19 protein-coding genes are annotated in these 19745 nt (G+C 64.5%); 4 read left to right on the plus strand and 15 right to left on the minus strand.

The genetic code is table 11. The features are described from left to right. Positions 1 to 12 precede the first annotated feature (12 nt). A complete protein-coding gene (locus ACGYLQ_RS07190) occupies positions 13 to 2034 on the plus strand; it encodes a PhoX family protein (RefSeq protein ID WP_394441545.1) in 2022 nt (673 codons plus the stop codon). Between the two features lie 99 nt (positions 2035 to 2133). Here the strand turns inward: ACGYLQ_RS07190 and ACGYLQ_RS07195 are convergent, their stop codons facing one another. Beyond that, a complete protein-coding gene (locus tag ACGYLQ_RS07195) occupies positions 2134 to 3333 on the minus strand; it encodes a zinc ABC transporter substrate-binding protein (protein WP_394441548.1) in 1200 nt (399 codons plus the stop codon). Positions 3334 to 3416: 83 nt separating this feature from the next. Here ACGYLQ_RS07195 and ACGYLQ_RS07200 point away from each other — a divergent pair, with 83 nt between their 5' ends. From ACGYLQ_RS07200 to ACGYLQ_RS07210, 3 genes are read left to right on the plus strand one after another with little or no spacing between them, the layout of a single operon-like run. Further along, entirely contained in the window at positions 3417 to 3896 is a 480-nt protein-coding gene (locus ACGYLQ_RS07200) for a Fur family transcriptional regulator (protein ID WP_394433925.1), read from the plus strand. Further along, positions 3893 to 4651, plus strand: a complete 759-nt coding sequence (locus ACGYLQ_RS07205) for a metal ABC transporter ATP-binding protein (protein WP_067267519.1) — start codon at positions 3893 to 3895, stop codon at positions 4649 to 4651. The genes ACGYLQ_RS07200 and ACGYLQ_RS07205 overlap by 4 nt, the downstream gene beginning before the upstream one ends. Next, positions 4644 to 5450: a metal ABC transporter permease gene (locus tag ACGYLQ_RS07210; RefSeq protein WP_209218728.1), complete on the plus strand. Its 807-nt coding sequence runs from the start codon at positions 4644 to 4646 to the stop codon at positions 5448 to 5450. The genes ACGYLQ_RS07205 and ACGYLQ_RS07210 overlap by 8 nt, the downstream gene beginning before the upstream one ends. Before the next feature lie 18 nt (positions 5451 to 5468). Here ACGYLQ_RS07210 and ACGYLQ_RS07215 read toward each other — a convergent pair whose 3' ends face one another. The 14 genes from ACGYLQ_RS07215 to ACGYLQ_RS07280 all read right to left on the minus strand — a co-directional run bounded on the left by ACGYLQ_RS07215 (position 5469) and on the right by ACGYLQ_RS07280 (position 19666). After that, on the minus strand, positions 5469 to 5867 hold the full coding sequence (locus ACGYLQ_RS07215; protein WP_394441551.1) for a RidA family protein: 399 nt from the start codon (positions 5865 to 5867) through the stop codon (positions 5469 to 5471). A gap of 23 nt (positions 5868 to 5890) precedes the next feature. Then, positions 5891 to 6580, minus strand: coding sequence for an ABC transporter ATP-binding protein (locus ACGYLQ_RS07220; RefSeq protein ID WP_394441554.1), 690 nt, complete (start codon positions 6578 to 6580; stop codon positions 5891 to 5893). After that, positions 6577 to 7332, minus strand: a complete 756-nt coding sequence (locus ACGYLQ_RS07225; RefSeq protein ID WP_394441677.1) for an ABC transporter ATP-binding protein — start codon at positions 7330 to 7332, stop codon at positions 6577 to 6579. Before ACGYLQ_RS07225 ends, ACGYLQ_RS07220 begins: the two co-directional genes overlap by 4 nt. A gap of 4 nt (positions 7333 to 7336) precedes the next feature. Next, positions 7337 to 8320, minus strand: a complete 984-nt coding sequence (locus ACGYLQ_RS07230) for a branched-chain amino acid ABC transporter permease (RefSeq protein WP_394441557.1) — start codon at positions 8318 to 8320, stop codon at positions 7337 to 7339. A 3-nt stretch (positions 8321 to 8323) separates the two neighbouring features. After that, positions 8324 to 9241 (minus strand): branched-chain amino acid ABC transporter permease, encoded by a 918-nt coding sequence (locus ACGYLQ_RS07235; protein WP_394441560.1) that lies wholly within the window; start codon positions 9239 to 9241, stop codon positions 8324 to 8326. A gap of 97 nt (positions 9242 to 9338) precedes the next feature. After that, complete coding sequence (locus tag ACGYLQ_RS07240) at positions 9339 to 10484, minus strand: ABC transporter substrate-binding protein (protein WP_394441563.1); 1146 nt, start codon at positions 10482 to 10484, stop codon at positions 9339 to 9341. A gap of 87 nt (positions 10485 to 10571) precedes the next feature. Beyond that, complete coding sequence (gene kynU, locus ACGYLQ_RS07245) at positions 10572 to 11759, minus strand: kynureninase (protein ID WP_394441566.1); 1188 nt, start codon at positions 11757 to 11759, stop codon at positions 10572 to 10574. After that, positions 11760 to 12587, minus strand: a complete 828-nt coding sequence (locus ACGYLQ_RS07250; RefSeq protein WP_394441568.1) for a tryptophan 2,3-dioxygenase — start codon at positions 12585 to 12587, stop codon at positions 11760 to 11762. Then, positions 12584 to 14206 carry an AMP-binding protein gene (locus ACGYLQ_RS07255; RefSeq protein ID WP_394441571.1) on the minus strand — a complete coding sequence of 541 codons (1623 nt, stop codon included), beginning with the start codon at positions 14204 to 14206 and terminating at the stop codon, positions 12584 to 12586. The genes ACGYLQ_RS07250 and ACGYLQ_RS07255 overlap by 4 nt, the downstream gene beginning before the upstream one ends. Beyond that, on the minus strand, positions 14203 to 15354 hold the full coding sequence (locus ACGYLQ_RS07260) for an acyl-CoA dehydrogenase family protein (RefSeq protein ID WP_394441574.1): 1152 nt from the start codon (positions 15352 to 15354) through the stop codon (positions 14203 to 14205). The genes ACGYLQ_RS07255 and ACGYLQ_RS07260 overlap by 4 nt, the downstream gene beginning before the upstream one ends. 44 nt (positions 15355 to 15398) lie before the next feature. Further along, complete coding sequence (locus ACGYLQ_RS07265) at positions 15399 to 16199, minus strand: enoyl-CoA hydratase family protein (protein WP_394441577.1); 801 nt, start codon at positions 16197 to 16199, stop codon at positions 15399 to 15401. Then, entirely contained in the window at positions 16189 to 16650 is a 462-nt protein-coding gene (locus tag ACGYLQ_RS07270; RefSeq protein WP_209218718.1) for a MarR family transcriptional regulator, read from the minus strand. The genes ACGYLQ_RS07265 and ACGYLQ_RS07270 overlap by 11 nt, the downstream gene beginning before the upstream one ends. Beyond that, a complete protein-coding gene (locus tag ACGYLQ_RS07275) occupies positions 16647 to 17378 on the minus strand; it encodes an SDR family NAD(P)-dependent oxidoreductase (RefSeq protein WP_394441580.1) in 732 nt (243 codons plus the stop codon). Before ACGYLQ_RS07275 ends, ACGYLQ_RS07270 begins: the two co-directional genes overlap by 4 nt. After that, positions 17375 to 19666 (minus strand): bifunctional salicylyl-CoA 5-hydroxylase/oxidoreductase, encoded by a 2292-nt coding sequence (locus tag ACGYLQ_RS07280; RefSeq protein WP_394441583.1) that lies wholly within the window; start codon positions 19664 to 19666, stop codon positions 17375 to 17377. The genes ACGYLQ_RS07275 and ACGYLQ_RS07280 overlap by 4 nt, the downstream gene beginning before the upstream one ends. Positions 19667 to 19745 lie beyond the last annotated feature (79 nt).

A 19745-nucleotide genomic window follows, 5' to 3' on the forward strand; every position in this document is an offset into this window, starting at 1 on the left:
TGAGGAAGCATGATGACCCGCCGCGAGATTCTCAACGACCCCGCCATCGGCAACAAGGCCGAAGCCTTTGAGGCCTTCGACGACATCCCCACCAACGCGAACCTGTCGCGTACCATCGGCGATGTGATCAACGCCCGCTATGGCCGCCGCGACATCCTGCGCGGGATGCTTGGGGTGTCGGCCACCACCGCCCTTTTCGGCAGCGCCGCCGTCATCGCCCCATCCAAGGCCAGCGCCGCCGAAAGCCGCTATGTCTTTCACGAACTGGCATGGGGTAATGACGAAACCCACCACGTTGCCCCCGGCTATGACGCGCAGATCCTGCTGCGGTGGGGCGACCCGATCACCGCCGATGCGCCGGAATTCGACGTGATGAACCAGACCGCCGCGGCGCAGTCGAAACAGTTCGGCTATAACAACGACTATGTCGGCTTCGTGCCCCTGAACGACGACGCCAGCCGCGGGCTGCTCTGCGTGAACCACGAATACACCAACGAAGAGGTCATGTTCCCCGGTCTTGGCCGTCAGGACAAGGTGAACTTCAAAGGCATGACGCCTGAGTTGATCGACATCGAAATGGCAGCCCACGGCGGCTCGGTCGTCGAGATTGCTCGCGATGCGGCGGGCAAATGGCAAGTGGTGCGCGACGGCAAGATGAACCGCCGCATCACCCCACTCGACACCGCGATGACGCTGAGCGGCCCCGCCGCCGGTCACGCGCGGCTGCAAACCAACGACGACCCCAGCGGCACCAAGGTCATCGGCACGCTCAACAACTGCGCGGGCGGGCTGACCCCTTGGGGCACATGGCTGATGGCCGAAGAAAACTTCCACGGCTATTTCTGGACTGACAAACTGGATGCCGACGGCAAGCCCGACATCACCGGTGCCGCGGAAGAGAAATCTTGGGACCGTTACGGCGTGCCGGGCATGTGGTACGCTTGGGGTCAGAAACACGACCGTTTCAACGTGGACGCCGAGCCGAACATGCCCAATAAGTTCGGCTGGGTGGTCGAGGTTGACCCGATGGACCCGACCTCAACCCCCGTCAAACGCACCGCTCTGGGCCGTTTCCGCCATGAGGGCGCCGAGACCACGGTGAGCAAAGATGGCAAGCTCGTGGTCTATATGGGCGACGACAACCGCTTTGATTATCAATACAAATACGTCTCCGCCGGGACCGTTTCCGATGATCCGGCGGCCAATGGCACTCTGCTGGACGATGGCACGCTCTACGTCGCGCGGTTTGAGGAGGACGGCACGATCAACTGGCTGCCGCTGGTGCATGGCACCGGGCCGCTGACCGCCGAGAATGGGTTCAACGACCAAGGCGACGTGATGATCGACACCCGTCTGGCCGCCGACCTGCTGGGCGCCACCCCGATGGACCGCCCCGAAGACGCGCAGCCGCGCGGCGATGGCACGGCCTATATCCTGCTGACCAACAACACCAAGCGCAAGCAGGGCGACACCAATGCCGCCAACCCGCGCCCGGAAAGCAGCTTTGGCCATATCATCGAGATCAAGGAAGCGAATGCTGACCACGCCGCCACCAGCGGCACTTGGTCGATCCTTGTGCAATGTGGTGACCCAAAGGTGGCCGAAGTCGGCGCCCAGTGGAACCCTGAGACATCGGAGAACGGCTGGTTCGGCAGCCCCGACAATGCCGCGATGGATGCCGACGGGCGCCTCTGGATCAGCACCGATCAGGGCAGCAGCTGGGGCAAGACCGGCAAATCCGATGGGCTCTACGCGCTTGAGACCGAAGGCGAGGCGCGCGGCACCTCGAAGCTGTTCTTCCGCTGCCCCGTGGGCGGTGAGATGTGCGGCCCCTACTTCACCGAGAATGGCGAAACGCTCTTCGTCGCGGTGCAGCACCCGGGCACGGATGGCACCAAGGACATTCCCGGTTTCGAACGGGAAAGCACCTTTGAGGACCCGGCCACCCGCTGGCCTGACTTCGACCCCAAGATGCCCCCACGCCCTGCGGTGGTCGTCATTACCAAGCAAGGCGCCGGTAAGATCGCCGTCTGATCAGAATTCTATAAAAGTCATTTCAGCATGTAAGATGTGGTGCAGCTTCCCCGGCTGCACCACTTTTTATTGGGCTGTTCCTATTGACCAGCGCCTAAATCAGTCCGACAGGCAGTCAGACATGCTCTGCGCCATGCCGCGCAGCAGATCGGGGTAGAAAGAAACACCTAGTTCCAGATCCGCGCCGATCGGGTCAAGCGTGCCGGTCCCGGTCTCCTGCCCTTCGGTCACGGCGGCAATCAGGCCGGGGTTGAACTGCGGCTCGGCAAAGACGCATTTCGCGCCGCTCTCGGCCACCAAGTCGCGCAGCTCTGCCACACGCGCAGCCCCCGGGGCGCGGGCGTCATTCTCGCTGATGGCACCATGGGCTTCAATGTCGAAATGCGCTTCGAAATAGTGGTAGGCGTCATGGAAGACGATGAAGGGGCGGTCTTTGACCGGGGCGAGGGTCTCGGCGATGTCTTCCTCCAAGACTGCAAGCTCGGCCTGAGCGGCCTCGGCGTTCTCACGGTATTGCGCGGCGTTCTCGGGGTCTAGCTCCGCCAGCGCCTCGGCGATCTGGCCCAGCCAAAGCTGCCCGTTGCGCGGGTCGAGCCAGACGTGGGGATCGTCGCCGTCATGGGCGTGATCGTGACCTTCGTGGCCGTGATCGTCGTGGCCGTGGTCCTCATGATCGTGGTCGTCATGGCCGTGACCTTCATGGCCGTGGTCGTCATGATCCTTCTCGCCATGTCCGTGATCGTCATGATCCCCGTGGTCGTGCCCCTCGTGGTCATGCGCCTCGTGGTCGTGGTCGCCTTGGTCATGCTCTTTGTCTTGCTCCTCGTGACCATGCTCTTCGTGGTCATGATCGTGATCATCATGCCCATGCGCGTCGTGGTCATGCCCTTCCTCGGCGTGATCATGGCCCTCATGCCCCTCGTCACCGTGGCTATGCGGCTCAAAGGTCGCCCCTTCGCGGAAGGCCAGAACCCGCGTGCCGGGCTGCTCCATCAAGGCCAGATGGCTCGCACTGCTGGCCAGCGATTGCAGCGGATCGGCCAGCCATGGGGTCAGCGACGGGCCGACCCAGACGACCAGATCGGCCCCGCTCAGCGCGCGCGCCTCGGAGGGGCGCATGGCGTAGCCATGGGGCGAGCTGCGCGGCGGCACGATGAGGTCGGGCGTGCCGACCCCTTCCATCACCTGCGACACCAGCCCATGCACCGGGGCGATATCTGTCGCAACGGCGGGGACATCCGCCCAAAGCGGCGACGCGGCAGCGGCGAGAACGGCGGCGGGGAGCGTGAAACGATACATGGCAGACCTTCAAAATGTTATAGTATCACCTTGCTAACACCGCTGTTATAACATATCAATACCGAAACGAATTGAGGTTCCCCATGCGCCCCATAGGATTCAGTGATCATGACCACGCCGCCTGCGTGCGGAGCACCATGCAGGTGGCCGAAGCGCAATGCGCCGAACGCGGGCTGCGGCTGACCCCGGTACGCCGCCGCGCGCTTGAGATCCTGCTGTCGGAACACCGCGCCTTGGGCGCCTATGACCTGCTCGCCCGCCTGTCGGCCGAGGGGCTGGGCGCGCAGCCCCCCGTGGCCTATCGCGCCTTGGATTTTCTGGTGAAAGCCGGGCTTGCCCATAAGATCGAAGCGCTCAATGCCTATGTCGGCTGCGTGCACCCGGGCGAGGATCACGCGCCCGCCTTTCTGATCTGTCGCAGCTGCCGCTCGGTGGCAGAGGCCGATACCACCCCGAACAGAAGCCGCCTTGGCGATGCCGCCCGCGCCGCCGGGTTCCGGATCGAGCGCAGCGTGGTCGAGGCCGAGGGCCTCTGCCCCGCTTGTCAGGAGCCCGGTGCATGAGCCTGATCAATACGCGCGGCCTGACCCTGCGCCACGACGGTCAGATCGCCCTGCGCGACGTGAACTTCAATATCGACGCGGGTGAGATCGTCACCATCGTAGGTCCCAACGGGTCGGGCAAATCCAGCCTGCTGCGCGCGCTGATCGGCGCGCTGAAACCGGCGGCGGGCAAGATCACCCGCAAACCGGGGCTGCGCATCGGCTATGTGCCGCAAAAGCTGCAAATCGACGCGACCCTGCCGCTCACCGTGCGCCGTTTCATCAACCTGCCCCGCCGCCAAAAGCCCGAGGCGATCCGCGACGCGCTGGCCACCGCTGGCGTGCCGGAACTGGCAGAGCGGCAGATGGTCGACCTTTCGGGCGGGCAATTCCAACGCGTGCTGCTGGCCCGCGCCCTGCTGGAAAGGCCCGATCTGCTGATCCTCGACGAGGCGACGCAGGGGCTGGACCAGCCCGGCTCCGCCGCCTTTTACCGCCAGATCGAAGCCGTGCGCCAAGACCTCGGCTGCGCCGTGCTGATGGTCAGCCACGATCTGCACGTCGTCATGGCGGCGAGCGACCGTGTGCTCTGCCTCAACGGTCATGTCTGCTGCGAAGGCACGCCCGAGACCGTCTCCGAAGCGCCCGAATACCGCGCCCTCTTTGGCAGCGGCACCCAAGGGGCGCTCGCGCTCTACCGGCACGATCACGACCATCACCACCACCATCACGGCGCCGCCTGTGACGGCCACCACCAAGAGACCGAGAATGCTTGACGATTTCATTCTGCGCGCCGCCCTCGCGGGTCTTGGCGTAGCGCTGGCCGCCGCCCCTTTGGGCTGTTTCGTGATCTGGCGCCGCATGGCCTATTTCGGCGATGCCACCAGCCATGCTGCCCTCTTGGGCGTGGCGCTGGCGCTTGCGACCGATCTGCCGATCACCGCGGGCGTGCTTTTGGTAGCGCTCGTCATGGCGCTGGTGATCAGCACGCTATCGGGCCGCAATGTCAGCGCCGACGCGCTTTTGGGCGTGATGGCCCATTCCGCGCTGGCGCTTGGCCTCGTGGCCGTGTCCCTGTTGCCGGGGCAGCGGGTCGATCTGTCGTCCTACCTCTTTGGTGAAATCCTCGCCGTGACGCGCTTTGACCTTGGCGTGATCTGGGGCGGTGCCGTGGCGGTGGCGCTGTTGCTGGCCTGGCGCTGGTCGGCCCTGCTGGCGGCGACGCTGAACCCCGATCTGGCGCAGGCCGCGGGCGGCAATCCGCGGCGCGAGCAGTTGATCCTGACGCTGGCGCTGGCAATCATGGTGGCCGTGGCGATCAAAGTGGTCGGCGCGCTGCTGATCGCGGCGATGCTGATCATCCCGGCCGCCACTGCCCGCCCCTTTGCCCGCACGCCGGAAACCATGGCTTTTTGGGCCATGGGTCTGGGCGCGGTGGCGGCCCTTGGGGGGCTGCTGGCCTCGCTGGAGTTCGACACGCCCACGGGGCCCAGCATCGTCAGCATTGCGGCGGGTCTCTTTGCGCTTTCCTCGGCCTTTTCGGCGGCCCTTCCGGCGCTGCGCCGCCGGGGCTGACCCCGACGGCGGCTTGGCTTAGCGCCCGATCACCGCGTCGGCTTCGATCTCAAGCTTGGCCTCATCCTCGACCAGACCGGCGACGACAACCATCGCCATGGCCGGGAAATGCTTGCCCATCACCTCGCGATAGGCGCGGCCCACGTCCTTTTGCGCGGCGAGATATTCTTTCTTATCCGTGACATACCACGTCAGCCGGGTGATATCCTCGGGCGTGCCGCCGGCGGCTTCGACCACGTCACGGATGTTTTGCAGCGCCTGTTTCATCTGGCCTATGAAATCGTGGCATTCGAACTTCTGCTCGGCGGTCCAGCCGATCTGACCGCCGACGAACAGATGACCATCCGCGCTCAGCACGCCGTTTGCATAGCCTTTCGCGGGGGCCCAACCTTCGGGCTGAATGATTTGATGCGACATGTCGTGTTCCTTTTTGTTAACAGTCACACGCCGAGGAATTGGTCGGCGATTTGAGTATCGAGCGCGGGCATCGGACCGGACCAGACCGAGCGGCCCCGTTCGAGGATGACGGCGTGATCGGCCACGCGCCGCAGCTCGGCGAGGGATTTGTCCACCACCAGAAGCGCCAGACCGCTGTCGCGCTTCAACTCGGCCACGGCGGCCCAGATCTCTTGACGCACCACCGGGGCCAACCCTTCGGTCGCCTCATCCAACAACAGGAGTTGCGGGTTGGTCATCAGCGCGCGGCCAATCGCCAGCATCTGCTGCTCCCCACCCGAGAGTGAGCCTGCCGCCTGATCCCGCCGTTCGCCCAAGCGGGGGAAGAGCTTGACCACACGCGCCTCGTCCCACGGGCCGGGGCGCGCGGCGGCGATGAGGTTTTCATGCACCGTCAGCGTCGCGAAACAGCGCCGCCCCTCGGGCACTAGCCCCACGCCAGCCTGTGCAGCGCGAAACGACGGCAGCCCCGCAATGTCGCGCCCATTCAGACGCAGGGTGCCGCCGTCATGTTTCAGCATCCGGCAGATCACCTTGATGGTCGAGGATTTGCCCATCCCGTTGCGCCCCATCAGCGCGCAGACCTCGCCTGCCTCCAGCGCAAGATCGACACCGAAAAGCGCTTGTGTCGGCCCGTAGGAGGCGGTGATGTCCTTCAGTTCCAGCAGGCTCATGCCGCGTCCTCCTCGCCCAGATAGGCCACGCGGACCTGTGGATCGGCCTTGATCTCGGCCGCCGTGCCGCTGGCGATGATGCGCCCGTAAACCAGCACCGAGATGCGGTCGGCGAGTGCAAAGACCGCGTCCATGTCATGCTCCACCAACAGGATCGGCGCCTCGGCCCTAAGGCCATCGAGAAACCCGGTCATCTCGCGCGACCCACTTGCCCCCAGCCCCGCCATGGGTTCGTCCATCAAAAAGACCTTGGGCCGCAGCGTCAGCGCCACGGCGACCTCAAGCTGGCGCCGTTGGCCGTGCGACAGGTCCGAGGTGCGCTTGGCCGCGTGATCGGCCAGCCCCACCAGTTCCAGCGCGCGCATCGCCTCGGCCCGCAACGCCGCCAGCCGCATCACCGGGGCGAAGAAACGCATCACCCGTCCTGACTGGCCAAGCGCGCCCAACACCGCGTTTTGCAGCACCGTGTATTCCATCGCCAGCGAGGAGATCTGGAAGGTCCGCCCCAGCCCCGCCCGCGCACGCTGCACGGTGCTGAGCGGCGTCACGTCCTGCCCCGCGAAATGCACCGAGCCACTGTCCGAGCGCAGCCCGCCCGCGATCTGCTTGATCAGCGTCGACTTGCCCGCCCCGTTGGGGCCGATGAGCGCATGGATCTCGCCCGGGCGCAGGGTGATGGAGACATCATCCGTGGCCTTCAAGGCGCCAAAGCTCTTGTGCAGGTTGCGCACATCCAAAAGCACATCAGTCATTTGTTCAGTCATGGGCCACCTCCCGTCCGGCGATGAGGCCGATCATGCCGCCCCGGGCAAAGAGCACCACCATCAGCAGCAGGAAGCCGAGGTAGATGTGCCAGAACTCCGACAATCCGCCCAGCACATGCTCCAGCAAGATAAACAGCGCCGCCCCGGCCACCGGGCCAAAGAGCCGCCCCACCCCGCCGAGGATCACGAAGACCATGATCTCGCCAGAGGTGTGCCACGAGAACATCGTGGGGCTCACGAAGCGGTTGAGATCGGCAAAAAGCGCGCCCGCAAGGCCCGTGACCGCGCCCGAGATGACAAAGGCCACCAGCCGCAGACGGAAGGGCGCAAGGCCGACGCTCTCGACCCGCTCGGCGTTCTGTCGCGCCGCCGAGAGCGCGAGGCCGAAGGGCGCACGTGCCAGACGGCCCGCGAAGAGCAGCACCAGCGCCAGCACAGCAAAGGCGATGGCAAAAAAGGTCAGCGGGTTGAGCGTGTTCAGCCCCGGAAAGCCGTTGCGCACATAGATCGACAGCCCGTCCTCGCCGCCATAGGCCGGCCAGGAGATCGAGAAGTAGAACAGCATCTGCCCGAAGGCGAGCGTGACCATGATGAAATAGACGCCCGAGGTGCGCAGAGACAGCGCCCCGATCAGCAGTGCCGCCAGCGCGGAGACCACGATCGCCACCAGCCAGATGATGGGCATCGACTTCGTGCCCTCGATCAGGAAAGGGCTCTCCATGATCGGCGTGTAGCTTTGGGCATGGGCGGCGAGGATGCCCATGGCGTAGCCGCCAAGACCGAAGAAGGCGGCGTGGCCGAAGCTCACCAGCCCGCCCAACCCGAGCGCGATGTTCAGCCCCACGCCCGCCAGCGCGAGGATCGCGGCCTTGGTTGCCAGCGTGATGATGAAAGGCTCGTCCAGCGCGAAGGCCGCCAGCGCCGTGACCGGCAGGAGCAGGAAGAGAAAGACGTTTACAAGTGTTTCGCGCATCATGGCTCAGGCCTCCCCAAACAGGCCGGTGGGTTTGAAAAGCAAGACCCCCGCCATGAGAATGTAGATCGACATGGAGGCGAGCGAGGAGCCGACCGAGGTGGCCGCCGAGGCCTCCATGAAATTGGCAAAGAAGAGCGGCAACAGGACCGAGCCCAGCGTATCCGTCAGCCCCACCAGCAGCGCGCCAATAAGTGCGCCCTTGATCGAGCCGATGCCGCCGATGACGATCACCACGAAGGCAAGGATCAGCACCGGCTCGCCCATGCCCACCTGTACCGACTGGATCGCCCCCACCAACGCCCCGGCGAGCCCCGCAAGGGCGGCCCCGAGTGCGAAGACCAGCGTGTAGAGCTTAGCGATATCGACGCCGAGCGCCGCGATCATCTCGCGGTCGGCCTCGCCCGCCCGGATCTGGATGCCGATGCGGGTGCGGGCGATCAGCAGGAAGAGACCGGCGGCGATGGCAAGCCCCACGCCAATGATGACAAGGCGGTAAAGCGGATACTGGATGCCGCCCGGCAGCGTCACCGGCCCCGCCAGCGCGGCGGGGATATCGAGAAACAGCGGGAAGGAGCCAAAGAAGAACCGCGTGCCCTCGGAAAAGATCAGGATCATCGCAAAGGTCGCCAGAACCTGATCGAGGTGGTCGCGGTCATAAAGGCGGCGGATCACCGTCATCTCGATCAGGCAGCCCGCAAAGGCGGCAGCGGCAAGTGCGGCCACCAGCGCCAGAAGGAAGGACCCGGTGGCCGCCGCCACCGCCGCGGCGGCAAAGGCGCCGACCATGTAGAGCGAACCATGGGCGAGGTTAATGAGCCCCATGACCCCGAAGATGAGCGTGAGCCCGGCGGCCATGAGAAACAGCATGACCCCGGATTGGACCCCGTTCAGCACCTGTTCGACGAGCAGGATGAATGACATTTGGCAAAGCCTCCCGGCGCGCCGGACGAAGCCCGGCGTGAAAGCGTTAGTTTGTCGGCCCCGGCGTGACCGAAATCAGCGCCGGGGCCGCGCGGGATTACATCTTGCAGTCGGCCGCGTAGGCGTCAGCGTGATCGGTCAGCGAGGGGCCGATGAGCTTGTTGGTATAGACATCGCCCTCCTTGACCACTTCGCGCACGTAGTAGTCTTGGATCGGGTGGTTGTTGTTACCAAACGAGAATTTGCCCCGCACGCTGTCGAAATCAGCCTCTTTCAGCGCCGCGCCAAAGGCCTCGGCATCCGACACATCGGCCTTCTCCATCGCGCTCAGCAGCAGGTTCGCGGTGTCATAGCCCTGGCTTGCGTAGAGCGAGGGCAGACGGTCGTATTCCTCCTGAAAGGCTTCGACAAAGGTCTTGTTGGCCGCGTTGTCGAGATCCTTGTTCCACTGGCTGGTGTTCTTGATCCCAACAGCGGCTTCGCCCACGGCCTGAAGGATGCCCTGATCAAAGCTGAAGGCTGGCCCCACCACGGGCAGTTCCACGCCGGAGTTGGCATATTGCTTGAGGAAGGAAATCCCCATGCCGCCGGGCAGGAAGAAGAACACGCTGTCGGCGCCCGAGGCGCGGATCTGCGCGATCTCGGCGGCATAGTCTGTCTGGCCCAGATCGGTATAGACCTCGCCCCCCGCTTCGCCCTCATAGGTGCGTTTGTAACCGGTCAGCGCGTCCTTGCCCGCCGGGTAATTCGGCGCCAGCATGAAGGTGTTCGCGTAGCCCGCGTCGTTCGCATAGGCGCCCGCGGCCTCATGCAGGTTGTCGTTCTGCCATGCCACGTTGAAGTAAAGCGGGTTGCAGCCCTTGCCCGCCAGCGCCGAGGGACCGGCGTTGGGCGAGAGGTAGAATTTGCCCTGCGCCGTCGCCGCCGGCACCACAGCCATGGCGAGGTTGGACCAGATGATGCCGGTCATGACGTCGACCTTCTCGGATTGGATCATCTTGTCGGCCAGTTGAACCGCGATCTCGGGCTTGCGCTGGTCGTCCTCGACCACAACCTCAAGGTTCTCGTTCCCGGCCATCTTGGTGGCCAGCAGGAACCCGTCGCGCACGTCGATGCCAAGGCCCGCGCCACCGCCTGAAAGCGTGGTGATCATGCCGACCTTCACCTTGCCCTCTTCGGCCCATGCGCCGCCCGCCGTCAATGCCGCGACCGAGGCCGCCATCACCAGTGATTTCATCTTCATTTCAGTCTCCCTTGGTTGGTTTGGGCCTCTTTGCCGGGCCCGTTCTGTTGGGTCGTTTTGCCAGCTTAACGCCTGCGCCTGATACTGTCAGGTCACCCGCGCGCGGGTCTTGTATTTTTCGTTATCCCAGAGGCGGTTCTCCATCACGTCGCGGATGATCGCGACCGCCTTGGAGACATCCTCGGCGTCCAGATAAAGCGGCGTGAAGCCGAAGCGCATGATGTCGGGCGCGCGGAAGTCGCCAATTACGCCGCGGTCGATCACCGCCTGCATCGCGGCATAGCCTTCCTCGAAACGGAAGGAGACTTGGCTGCCGCGTTCGGCGCTGTTGCGGGGGCTTGCCAGAGTCAGTTGGGGCACGTCGCGCTCGATCTCCTCGATGAACTGCTCCTGCAACGCCACCGAGGCCTCGCGCAGCGCCTGCATGTCGACATCGGCCCAAAGCTCCATCGCCACTTCCAGCGCGGTGAGCTGAATGACCGGCGGCGTGCCGACGCGCATCCGCTCGATCCCCTGCCCGGGCTGGTAGCTTTGCTCAAAGGCGAAGGGCTGGCGGTGGCCAAGCCAGCCCGCGAGCGCCGGCTGCACCGCGTCGGCCAGATCGGGGCGGACGTAGATGAAGCCCGGCGCGCCCGGCCCGCCGTTGAGGTACTTGTAGGTGCAGCCCACGGCGAATTCGCAGTTGGAGCCTGCAAGGTCCACCGGCAACGCGCCCGCGGAATGCGCCAGATCCCAAATCATCACCGCGCCATTGGCATGGGCCAGTTCGGTGATCGCCTTCATGTCGTGCTTGCGGCCGGTGCGGTAATCGACCTCCGTGAGCATCACGGCGGCGATATCCTCGCCAATGGCCTCCGTCACCTCCTCGGGCGCCACGGTGCGCAGCTCATAGCCCTGCTCCAACAGCCCCACCAGCCCCTCGGCCATGTAGAGGTCCGACGGGAAGTTGCCGTTGTCCGAGAGGATCACCTTGCGCCCGGGCCGCAGCTTCAGCGCCGAGGCCAGCGCCTGAAACACCTTGATCGAGAGCGTGTCGCCCATGACGACCGAACCCTCGGGCGCGCCGACGATCCCCGCCACCATATTGCCGACGCGGGCAGGCTGTTCCATCCAAGCGGCCTTGTTCCAGCCGCGGATCAGCATCTCGCCCCATTCGTCCGTGATCATCTCCTGCACCCGCGCCGCGGCGGCCTTCGGCAGCGGCCCCAGCGAGTTGCCGTCGAGGTAGATGACTCCCTCCGGCAGGACAAACTGATCTTTTTTCAAAACAGACACTTACAGTGCTCCTCTCACATGCCAAAGCTCGGGGAAGAGCTCCACTTCGAGCATTTTACGCAGGTAGGTCACACCCGAGGTGCCGCCCGTACCGCGCTTGAATCCAATGATGCGTTCCACGGTGGTGACGTGGTTGAACCGCCAACGGCGGAAGTAGTCCTCAAGATCGACGAGTTTCTCGGCCAATTCGTAGAGTTCCCAATGGGTTGCCGGGTCTTCATAAACCTTTTTCCAGAGGTCTTGCACCTCTTGCTTGGCCTCCCACGCGCGCGGTTCGGGCTGGCCGGCGAGCGAGGGCACCCCCATCCGGTCACAAAGCAGATCGACCGCCACCTGATAAAGGCTCGGCTGCTGCATCTCCGCCACCAGCGCCGCATGCGGCTCGGGCGTGTGTTCGTGCAGCTTGGTCAGCGCCGCGATGCGGTTGCCCAGAAGATATTCGATCAAGCGATACTGATAGGACTGGAAGCCCGACGACGCGCCAAGGTAGGGGCGGAACTGCGTGTATTCGCTGGGCGTCATGGTGCGCAGCACGTCCCAGGCGCAGTTAAGCTGTTCAAAGATCCGTGCCACGCGGGTCAACATCTTGAAACTCGGGCGTAAATCACCAGCCTGCAGGGCCTTGCGACAGGCCGTCAGCTCGTGGATGGCAAGCTTCATCCAAAGCTCGGACGTCTGGTGCTGGATGATGAACAGCAGCCCGTCATGCGCCATGTCGAGCGGGTTCTCGGTGGTCAGTATCTGGTCCAGCCCGAGGTAATCGCCATAGGACTTGTCCTTGGCGAAATCCATCTTGGCGCCCTTGGAGGCTTCGTCGAAAGTACTCATGTGCCCTCTCTCAGCGCGAAACGCTGGATCTTGCCGGTGGCGGTCTTCGGCAGTTCCTTGATGAACTTGATGTCGCGCGGGTATTTGTAAGGCGCGATCGTCGCTTTAACATGATCCTGCAAGGTCTTGATAGTATTGGCATCTTCGGGCGTGCCCTCAACCAGAACCACATGGGCCTGCACGATGGAGCCGCGCGCCTCGTCGGGGGCGGCGACCACGCCGCATTCGCTGACCCAAGGGTGACTCAGAAGTGCGGCTTCGACCTCCGGCCCGGCGATATTGTAGCCCGAACTGATGATCATATCGTCGTTGCGAGCGGCGAAATGCAGGTAGCCGTCTTCGTCCATGATGAAGCTGTCGCCGGTGATGTTCCAGCCGTCCTTGACGTAATCGGCCTGCCGCTTGTCGCCCAAATAGCGGCAACCGATGGGCCCGCGCACCGCAAGCCGCCCCACCTCGCCGCGGGGCACCTCCTTGCCCTCTGCGTCGATCACCCGCGCCTCGTAGCCCGTCACCGGTTTGCCTGTGCAGGCCGCGCGGTGATCGTCGAAGCGGTTGGAGATGAAGATATGCAGCATCTCCGTCGCCCCGATGCCGTCGAGCATGGGCTTGCCGGTTTTCTCCTGCCATTCATGGTAGACCGGCGCGGGCAACGTCTCGCCTGCCGAGACGGCGGCACGCAGGCTGCTAAGGTCCGCGCCCTCCTCCATCGCCTGCATCATGGCGCGGTAGGCGGTGGGCGCAGTGAAACAGACGGTGGCTTTGTACTTCTCGATGATCTCGATCATGTTGGGCGGGCTGGCGGTCTCCAAAAGCGTCGCCGCGGCGCCGAAACGCAGGGGGAAGACGGCAAGACCGCCGAGCCCGAAGGTGAAGGCCAAGGGCGGCGAACCGACAAAGACGTCCTGCGGCGTAACGCTGAGCACCTCGCGCGCATAGCCATCCGCGATAATCAGAAGATCACGGTGAAAATGCATCGTTGCCTTGGGGTTACCGGTAGTTCCTGATGTGAACCCGAGCAGCGCCACATCATCCTGCGCGGTGTCCACCGCCTCAAAATGAACCGGCTTTTCAAGCGCCAGACGGTCCAACTCGGCGTCGTGGTTGCTGGTACCGTCGAAGCCCGCGACGGTCTTGAGGAATTTCGAGGTCTTGGCACATGCCGTCATCTCATCCATCAGCCGCGTGTCGCAGAGCGCATGGGTGATTTCGGCCTTGTCGACGATGGCCGAAAGCTCACCCGCGCGCAGCATCGGCATGGTGTTCACGACCACCGCCCCCGCCTTGGTCGCCGCCAGCCAGCAAGCCACCATGGCGGGGTTGTTGGCCGAACGGATCAGCACCCGGTTGCCCGGCTTCACGCCCAAGTCCTCAACCAGCGCCGCGGCCAGACGGTTGGTCCAGTCCGACAACTCTTTATAGGTACGCCGCCGCCCGTTGCCGATCAGCGCGGTGTGATCGCCAAACCCCTTTTCCACCATTTTATCAGTGAGTTCAACGCCGACGTTCAAGCGTTCTGGATAGTCGAAACGCTCCAGCAACAGATCCGGCCACTGGTCGAAGGGCGGCAGGTTGTCGCGGGCAAATGTGTCTTCATGTCTGGTCGGATGCAGCTTCATGACATGGCTCCCAAAGTCTGTCGCGCGATGACAACACGTTGCACGTCCGACGCGCCCTCGTAAATGCGCAAGGCCCTGATTTCACGGTAAAGTCGCTCGACTGCCTCGCCATTACGCACACCATCGCCGCCGTGCAATTGAACCGCCTTGTCGATGACCTTTTGCGCCTGATCTGTGGCAAAGAGCTTCGCCATTGCCGCCTCGCCGGTGACGCGCGGCGCGCCGCTGTCCTTGGTCCAGGCGGCGCGGTAGACCAGCAGCGCCGCGGCATCGACGTCGAGCGCCATGTCCGCGATATGGCCCTGCACCATCTGCAACTCGCTCAAGGGCGCGCCCTGCACCTGACGGCTGGTGACGCGCCTGAGCGCCTCGTCCAACGCGCGGCGGGCAAAGCCGAGGGCCGCGGCCGCCACGGTCGAGCGGAAGACGTCGAGGACCGACATGGCGATGGCGAAGCCGCGTCCCGCCTCGCCCAGAAGCGCCGAGCCGGGCAGTTTCACGCCGTCGAAATGCAGCGTCGCCAGCGGGTGCGGGGCCATGACCTCAAGCCGTTCCTCGACCTTTAGCCCCGGCGTGTCGGCGGGCACGATGAAGGCCGAAAGCCCCTTGGCGCCCGGCGCCTCCCCGGTGCGCGCAAAGACGGTGTAGACATCCGCGATGCCGCCGTTGGAAATCCATGTCTTGCGCCCGTCGAGCACATAGCCGTTGCCATCCGGCGTCGCGGTCATGGTGGAATTGGCGACGTCCGAGCCGGACTGCGGCTCGGTCAGGGCAAAGGCCGAGATCGCCTGCCCCGAACGGGTCTTCGGCAGCCATTCGGCCTTCTGCTCATCTGTCCCAAAGAGCGAGATCGCCCCGGTGCCAAGCCCCTGCATCGCAAAGGAGAAATCCGCCAGCCCGTCGTGCCGCGCCAGTGTTTCGCGGATCAGGCAGAGGGTACGGACGTCGAGCATCTCGTCGCCTTCCGCACCGCTGTGGCGCAGCCAGCCGTCCTGCCCCATCATCATTACCAGATCGCGGCAGGCGCCATCGGTGTCGCCGTGATCCACGTTTTTCAACTCGCGCCCGGCCCAGTCGTCGAGCTTCAGCGCCAACTCCTTGTGGCGCGGCTCGAAGAACGGCCAGTCGAGAAAACTTTTGTCAGCCATGGTTACGCCTCCCCGCGTGTTATCTTTTGGCTTTCGTATTCGGCTCAGTCCCCTTCGAAGACCGGGCGCTCCTTGGCGACGAAGGCGTTGTAGGCGCGCTCGAAATCACCCGTTTGCATGCAGATCGCCTGCGCCTGCGCCTCGGCCTCGATCGCCTGTTCGATCGACATGGCCCATTCTTGGGCCAGCATCGTCTTGGTCATCATATGCGCGAAATTGGGGCCGGCCTGGATTTTCTTGGCCAGTGTCATGGCCTCTTCCTCCAGCGTCTCGCCCGTTACCAGCCGGTTGAAGAAGCCCCAGCGTTCGCCTTCTTCGGCTGACATCGAGCGGCCGGTGTAGAGCAGCTCGGCCGCCCGTGTCTGGCCGATGATGCGCGGCAGGATCGCGCAGGCGCCCATGTCGCAGCCGGCAAGGCCCACGCGGGTGAAGAGGAAAGCCGTCTTGGCCTCCGCCGTCGCCAGCCGCAGGTCCGAGGCCATGGCGATGATCGCGCCCGCGCCGACGCAGACACCGTCGACGGCGGCGATCACCGGCTTGCCGCAGTTCACGATGGCCTTGACCAGATCGCCGGTCATGCGGGTGAATTGCAGCAGCTCTTTCATGTTCATCTTGGTCAAAGGGCCAATGATATCATGCACATCCCCGCCAGAGCTAAAGTTACCCCCGTTGGAGCCGAAGATCACCACGTCGACGTCATCGGCATAGACCAGATCGCGGAACCAGTCGCGCAGCTCGGCGTAGCTGTCGAAGGTCAGCGGGTTCTTGCGGTCGGGCCGGTCGAGCCGCACGGTGGCGATCCGGTCTTTGATCTCGCATTGAAAATGCGTCACATCACTGCGCATTGGCTTTTTCCTCTTCTTCCGTTTGGGCGGCGAAGGCTTGTAGGCGGGCCGCCATGGCGCGGGCTTCCTCGGAGGAGATTCCGCGCAGTTTTTCGTTGATCCAGTCTTCATGCGCCTGCGCTTGGCGGGCGAATTGCGCCGCCCCCTCAGGCGTCAGCCGCAGCATCATCGCACGCCGGTCGCCCGGCACGGGGATGCGCTCCACCAGCCCCTCTTCGCTGAGGCGGTCGGCGATGCCGGTGACATTGCCGTTGGACACCCGCAGCACGCCGGAAAGCTGGCTCATCTTCAGCCCCTCGGGGTGGCGCGAGAGGGCCGACATCACGTCGAAACGCGGCAGCGTGGTGTTATGCTCGCGCCGCAGCCTGTCGCGCAACTCCTGCTCCAGCCCGCGCACCACTTTCAGCAGCCGCAGCCAGAGCCGGACGCGATCCTTGGCTGCGTCGCTCACACCTCGCCCCCCGATAGCGCCAGCGCGTGGCCGTTGACGGAAGCCGCCGCGTCTGAGAGCAGATAGAGCACGGCGCCCGCAACCTCGGAGGTCTCCACGAAGCGGTTCTGCGGGCTGGCGCGTTTCAGCAGGGCGCGGGCCTCCTCGGCGTTCTTGCCGGTGGTCTTGGTGATATTCTCGACCGAGCGTTCCAGAAGCGGCGTGTCGATGAAACCGGGGCAGATCGCGTTCACGGTGATGCCGGTGCGCGCCAGTTCCAGCGCCAGCGCGCGGGTGAGGCCGACGACACCGTGTTTCGCCGCGACATAGCCCGCGACATATGGGTAACCCTTGAGGCCCGCGGTCGAGGCCACGGCGATGAGCCGCCCCTGCCCGGCCTCCTTCATCTCCGCCAGTGCCGCCTGCCAGACGTTGAAGACGCCGGTGACATTGACCGCCATCATGTCGGTCATGTCCTGCGCGGTGATCTTCTGGAAAGGCGCGGAATGGGCCGCGCCCGCATTGGCGACGACGCCGGTGATGGGGCCATTCTCAGCGCGCGCGGCGGCGAAGGCGGCCTGCACCGCTTCCGGATCGGTCACGTCGCAGGTCTGGAACGGCACCCCCTGCTCGCGCAGGGGCGCTTCGCGGCGGCCCATGATGGTCACCTTGGCGCCGGTGTCGGCCACCGCATGGGCGATCTCGGCTCCCACGCCGGTGCCGCCGCCGGTGATGACGATATGGCTCATACCTTCTCCATCTCCGCGGCGCGGTCCGCCAGACGCCATGCCTGGTCCCGGCCCGGGCCGTAGGGCAGCGGCCAGTCGGCGTGGCGGTCACCGATGGCGGCGGCGGCGTGCAGGGTCCAATAGGGATCGGCCAGATGCGGGCGGGCGAGGCAGACCAGATCGGCGCGGCCCGCCATGAGGATCGAGTTCACGTGGTCGGCCTCGTAGATGTTGCCCACGGCCATGGTCTTGATCCCGCCGTCGTTGCGGATGCGGTCACTGAAGGGCGTCTGGAACATGCGGCCATAGACCGGCTTGGCCTGTTTCGAGGTCTGGCCCGCCGAGACGTCGATGATGTCGGCCCCGGCCGCGCTGAACATGCGCGCGATCTCGACCGCTTCCTCGGGCGTGACGCCGTCTTCCTCGACCCAGTCGTTGGCCGAGATGCGCACCGCCATCGGCTTTTCCTCGGGCCATGCATCGCGCATCGCGCGGAAGACTTCCAGCGGGTAGCGCATGCGGTTCTCAAGGCTGCCGCCGTATTCATCTTCGCGCTGGTTCGACAGGGGGGAGATGAAGGACGAGATCAGGTAACCGTGGGCCGCGTGCAGTTCGATCATGTCGAAATTGGCGCGGTCCGCCATGCGGGCGGCCTCGACAAATTCGTCGCGGATCTGGTCCATGTCTTCGCGCGTCGCTTCCTTCGGCACGGCGTTGTTTTCCGACCACGGGATCGGCGATGCCGAGATGATCTCCCAGTTGCCGGCTTTCAGCGGCGCGTCCATTTCTTCCCAGCCGAGTTGGGTCGAGCCCTTGCGGCCCGAGTGGCCGATCTGGCAGCAGATCTTGGCGTCGGTCTCGGCATGGACGAAATCCGTGAGCCGCTTCCACGCCGCCTCATGCTCGGGCGCGTAGAGGCCGGGGCAGCCCGGCGTGATCCGGCCCTCGGGAGAGACGCAGGTCATCTCGGTATAGACCAGCCCTGCGCCGCCCTTGGCGCGTTCGGCGTAATGGATGAGATGCCAGTCGGTGGGGCAGCCGTCGACGGCCTTGTACTGCGCCATGGGCGAGACGACGATGCGGTTTTCGAGTTTCATGTCGCGCAGGCGGAAGGGGGCGAACATCGGGGCACGGATCGGGCCATTCGTGTCGGCGCCGGCCTGTTCGAGGAACCATTTCTCGGCCCCCTCAAGCCATTTCGGATCCCGCTCGCGCAGGTTCTCGTGGCTGATCCGCTGGCTGCGCGTCAGCATGGAGTAGTTCAACTGCACCGGGTCGAGATCAAGATAGCGCTCCACGTCCTCGAACCATTCGACCGAGTTCCGCGCCGCCGATTGCAGGCGCAGCACCTCAAGGCGGCGGGCCTCCTCGTATTTCTCGAAAGCCGTCGGCAGATCGGCGTCGTCGGTGACGTGTTTCGCGAGCGAGATCGCCGATTCCAGCGCCAGTTTCGTGCCCGAGCCGATCGAGAAATGCGCCGTGGCCGAGGCATCGCCCAGCAGAACGACATTCTCGTGGCTCCACTTTTCGCACAGCACGCGGGGGAACTTGATCCAGGCCGAGCCGCGGATGTGGCTGGCGTTGGTCATCAGCTTGTGCCCGTCGAGGTGGTCTTTGAAGATCTCCTCGCAGATCGCGATCGTCTCTTCCTGCGTCTTCTCGCCGAAGCCGTAGGCGTCGAAGGTCTCCTGGCTGCATTCGACGATGAAAGTCGCCGTGTCCTTGTCGAATTGGTAGGCGTGAACCCAGATCCAGCCCTCGTCGGTCTTTTCGAAGATAAAGGTGAAGGCGTTGTCGAACTTCTGATGCGTGCCGAGCCAAACGAAGGGGCAGCGGCGCACGTCGATGTCGGGCTTGAAAGTGTCTTCGAACTCCATCCGGGTCTTGGAGTTCAGACCGTCCGAGGCGACAACCAGATCGTAGTCGTCCATGTATTCCGAAGCGGCCTTCACCTCGGTCTCGAACTGCAGATTCACACCCAGCTCGCGGGCCCGCTCCTGCAGGATCAGCAAAAGGCGCTTGCGCCCGATGCCGCAGAAACCATGGCCGGAGCTGAGGATCGTGTTGCCCTTGTGGTGGAGCGCGATGTCGTCCCAATAGGCGAAGTGGCTGCGGATTTCCTTGGCCGAGACGGGATCATTGGCCTCGAGGTTGTCCAGCGTCTCGTCCGAGAGCACGACGCCCCAGCCGAAGGTGTCATCGGGGCGGTTGCGCTCAAGCACGGTGACATCGGCCTCGGGCTGGCGCAGCTTGAGAGAGATCGCGAAGTACAGCCCCGCAGGACCGCCGCCAAGACAGATTGCACGCATCGAAATTCCCCTCTGGTTCGCTTTGGAAGGGAGCCTAGGGCGAGTCGCTTTTTCGTTCAAGAATAAATATTTTAGGCTT

The sequence above is a fragment of the Sulfitobacter sp. 1A12779 genome (genome assembly GCF_043557315.1).
GTDB lineage: Bacteria > Pseudomonadota > Alphaproteobacteria > Rhodobacterales > Rhodobacteraceae > Sulfitobacter > Sulfitobacter faviae.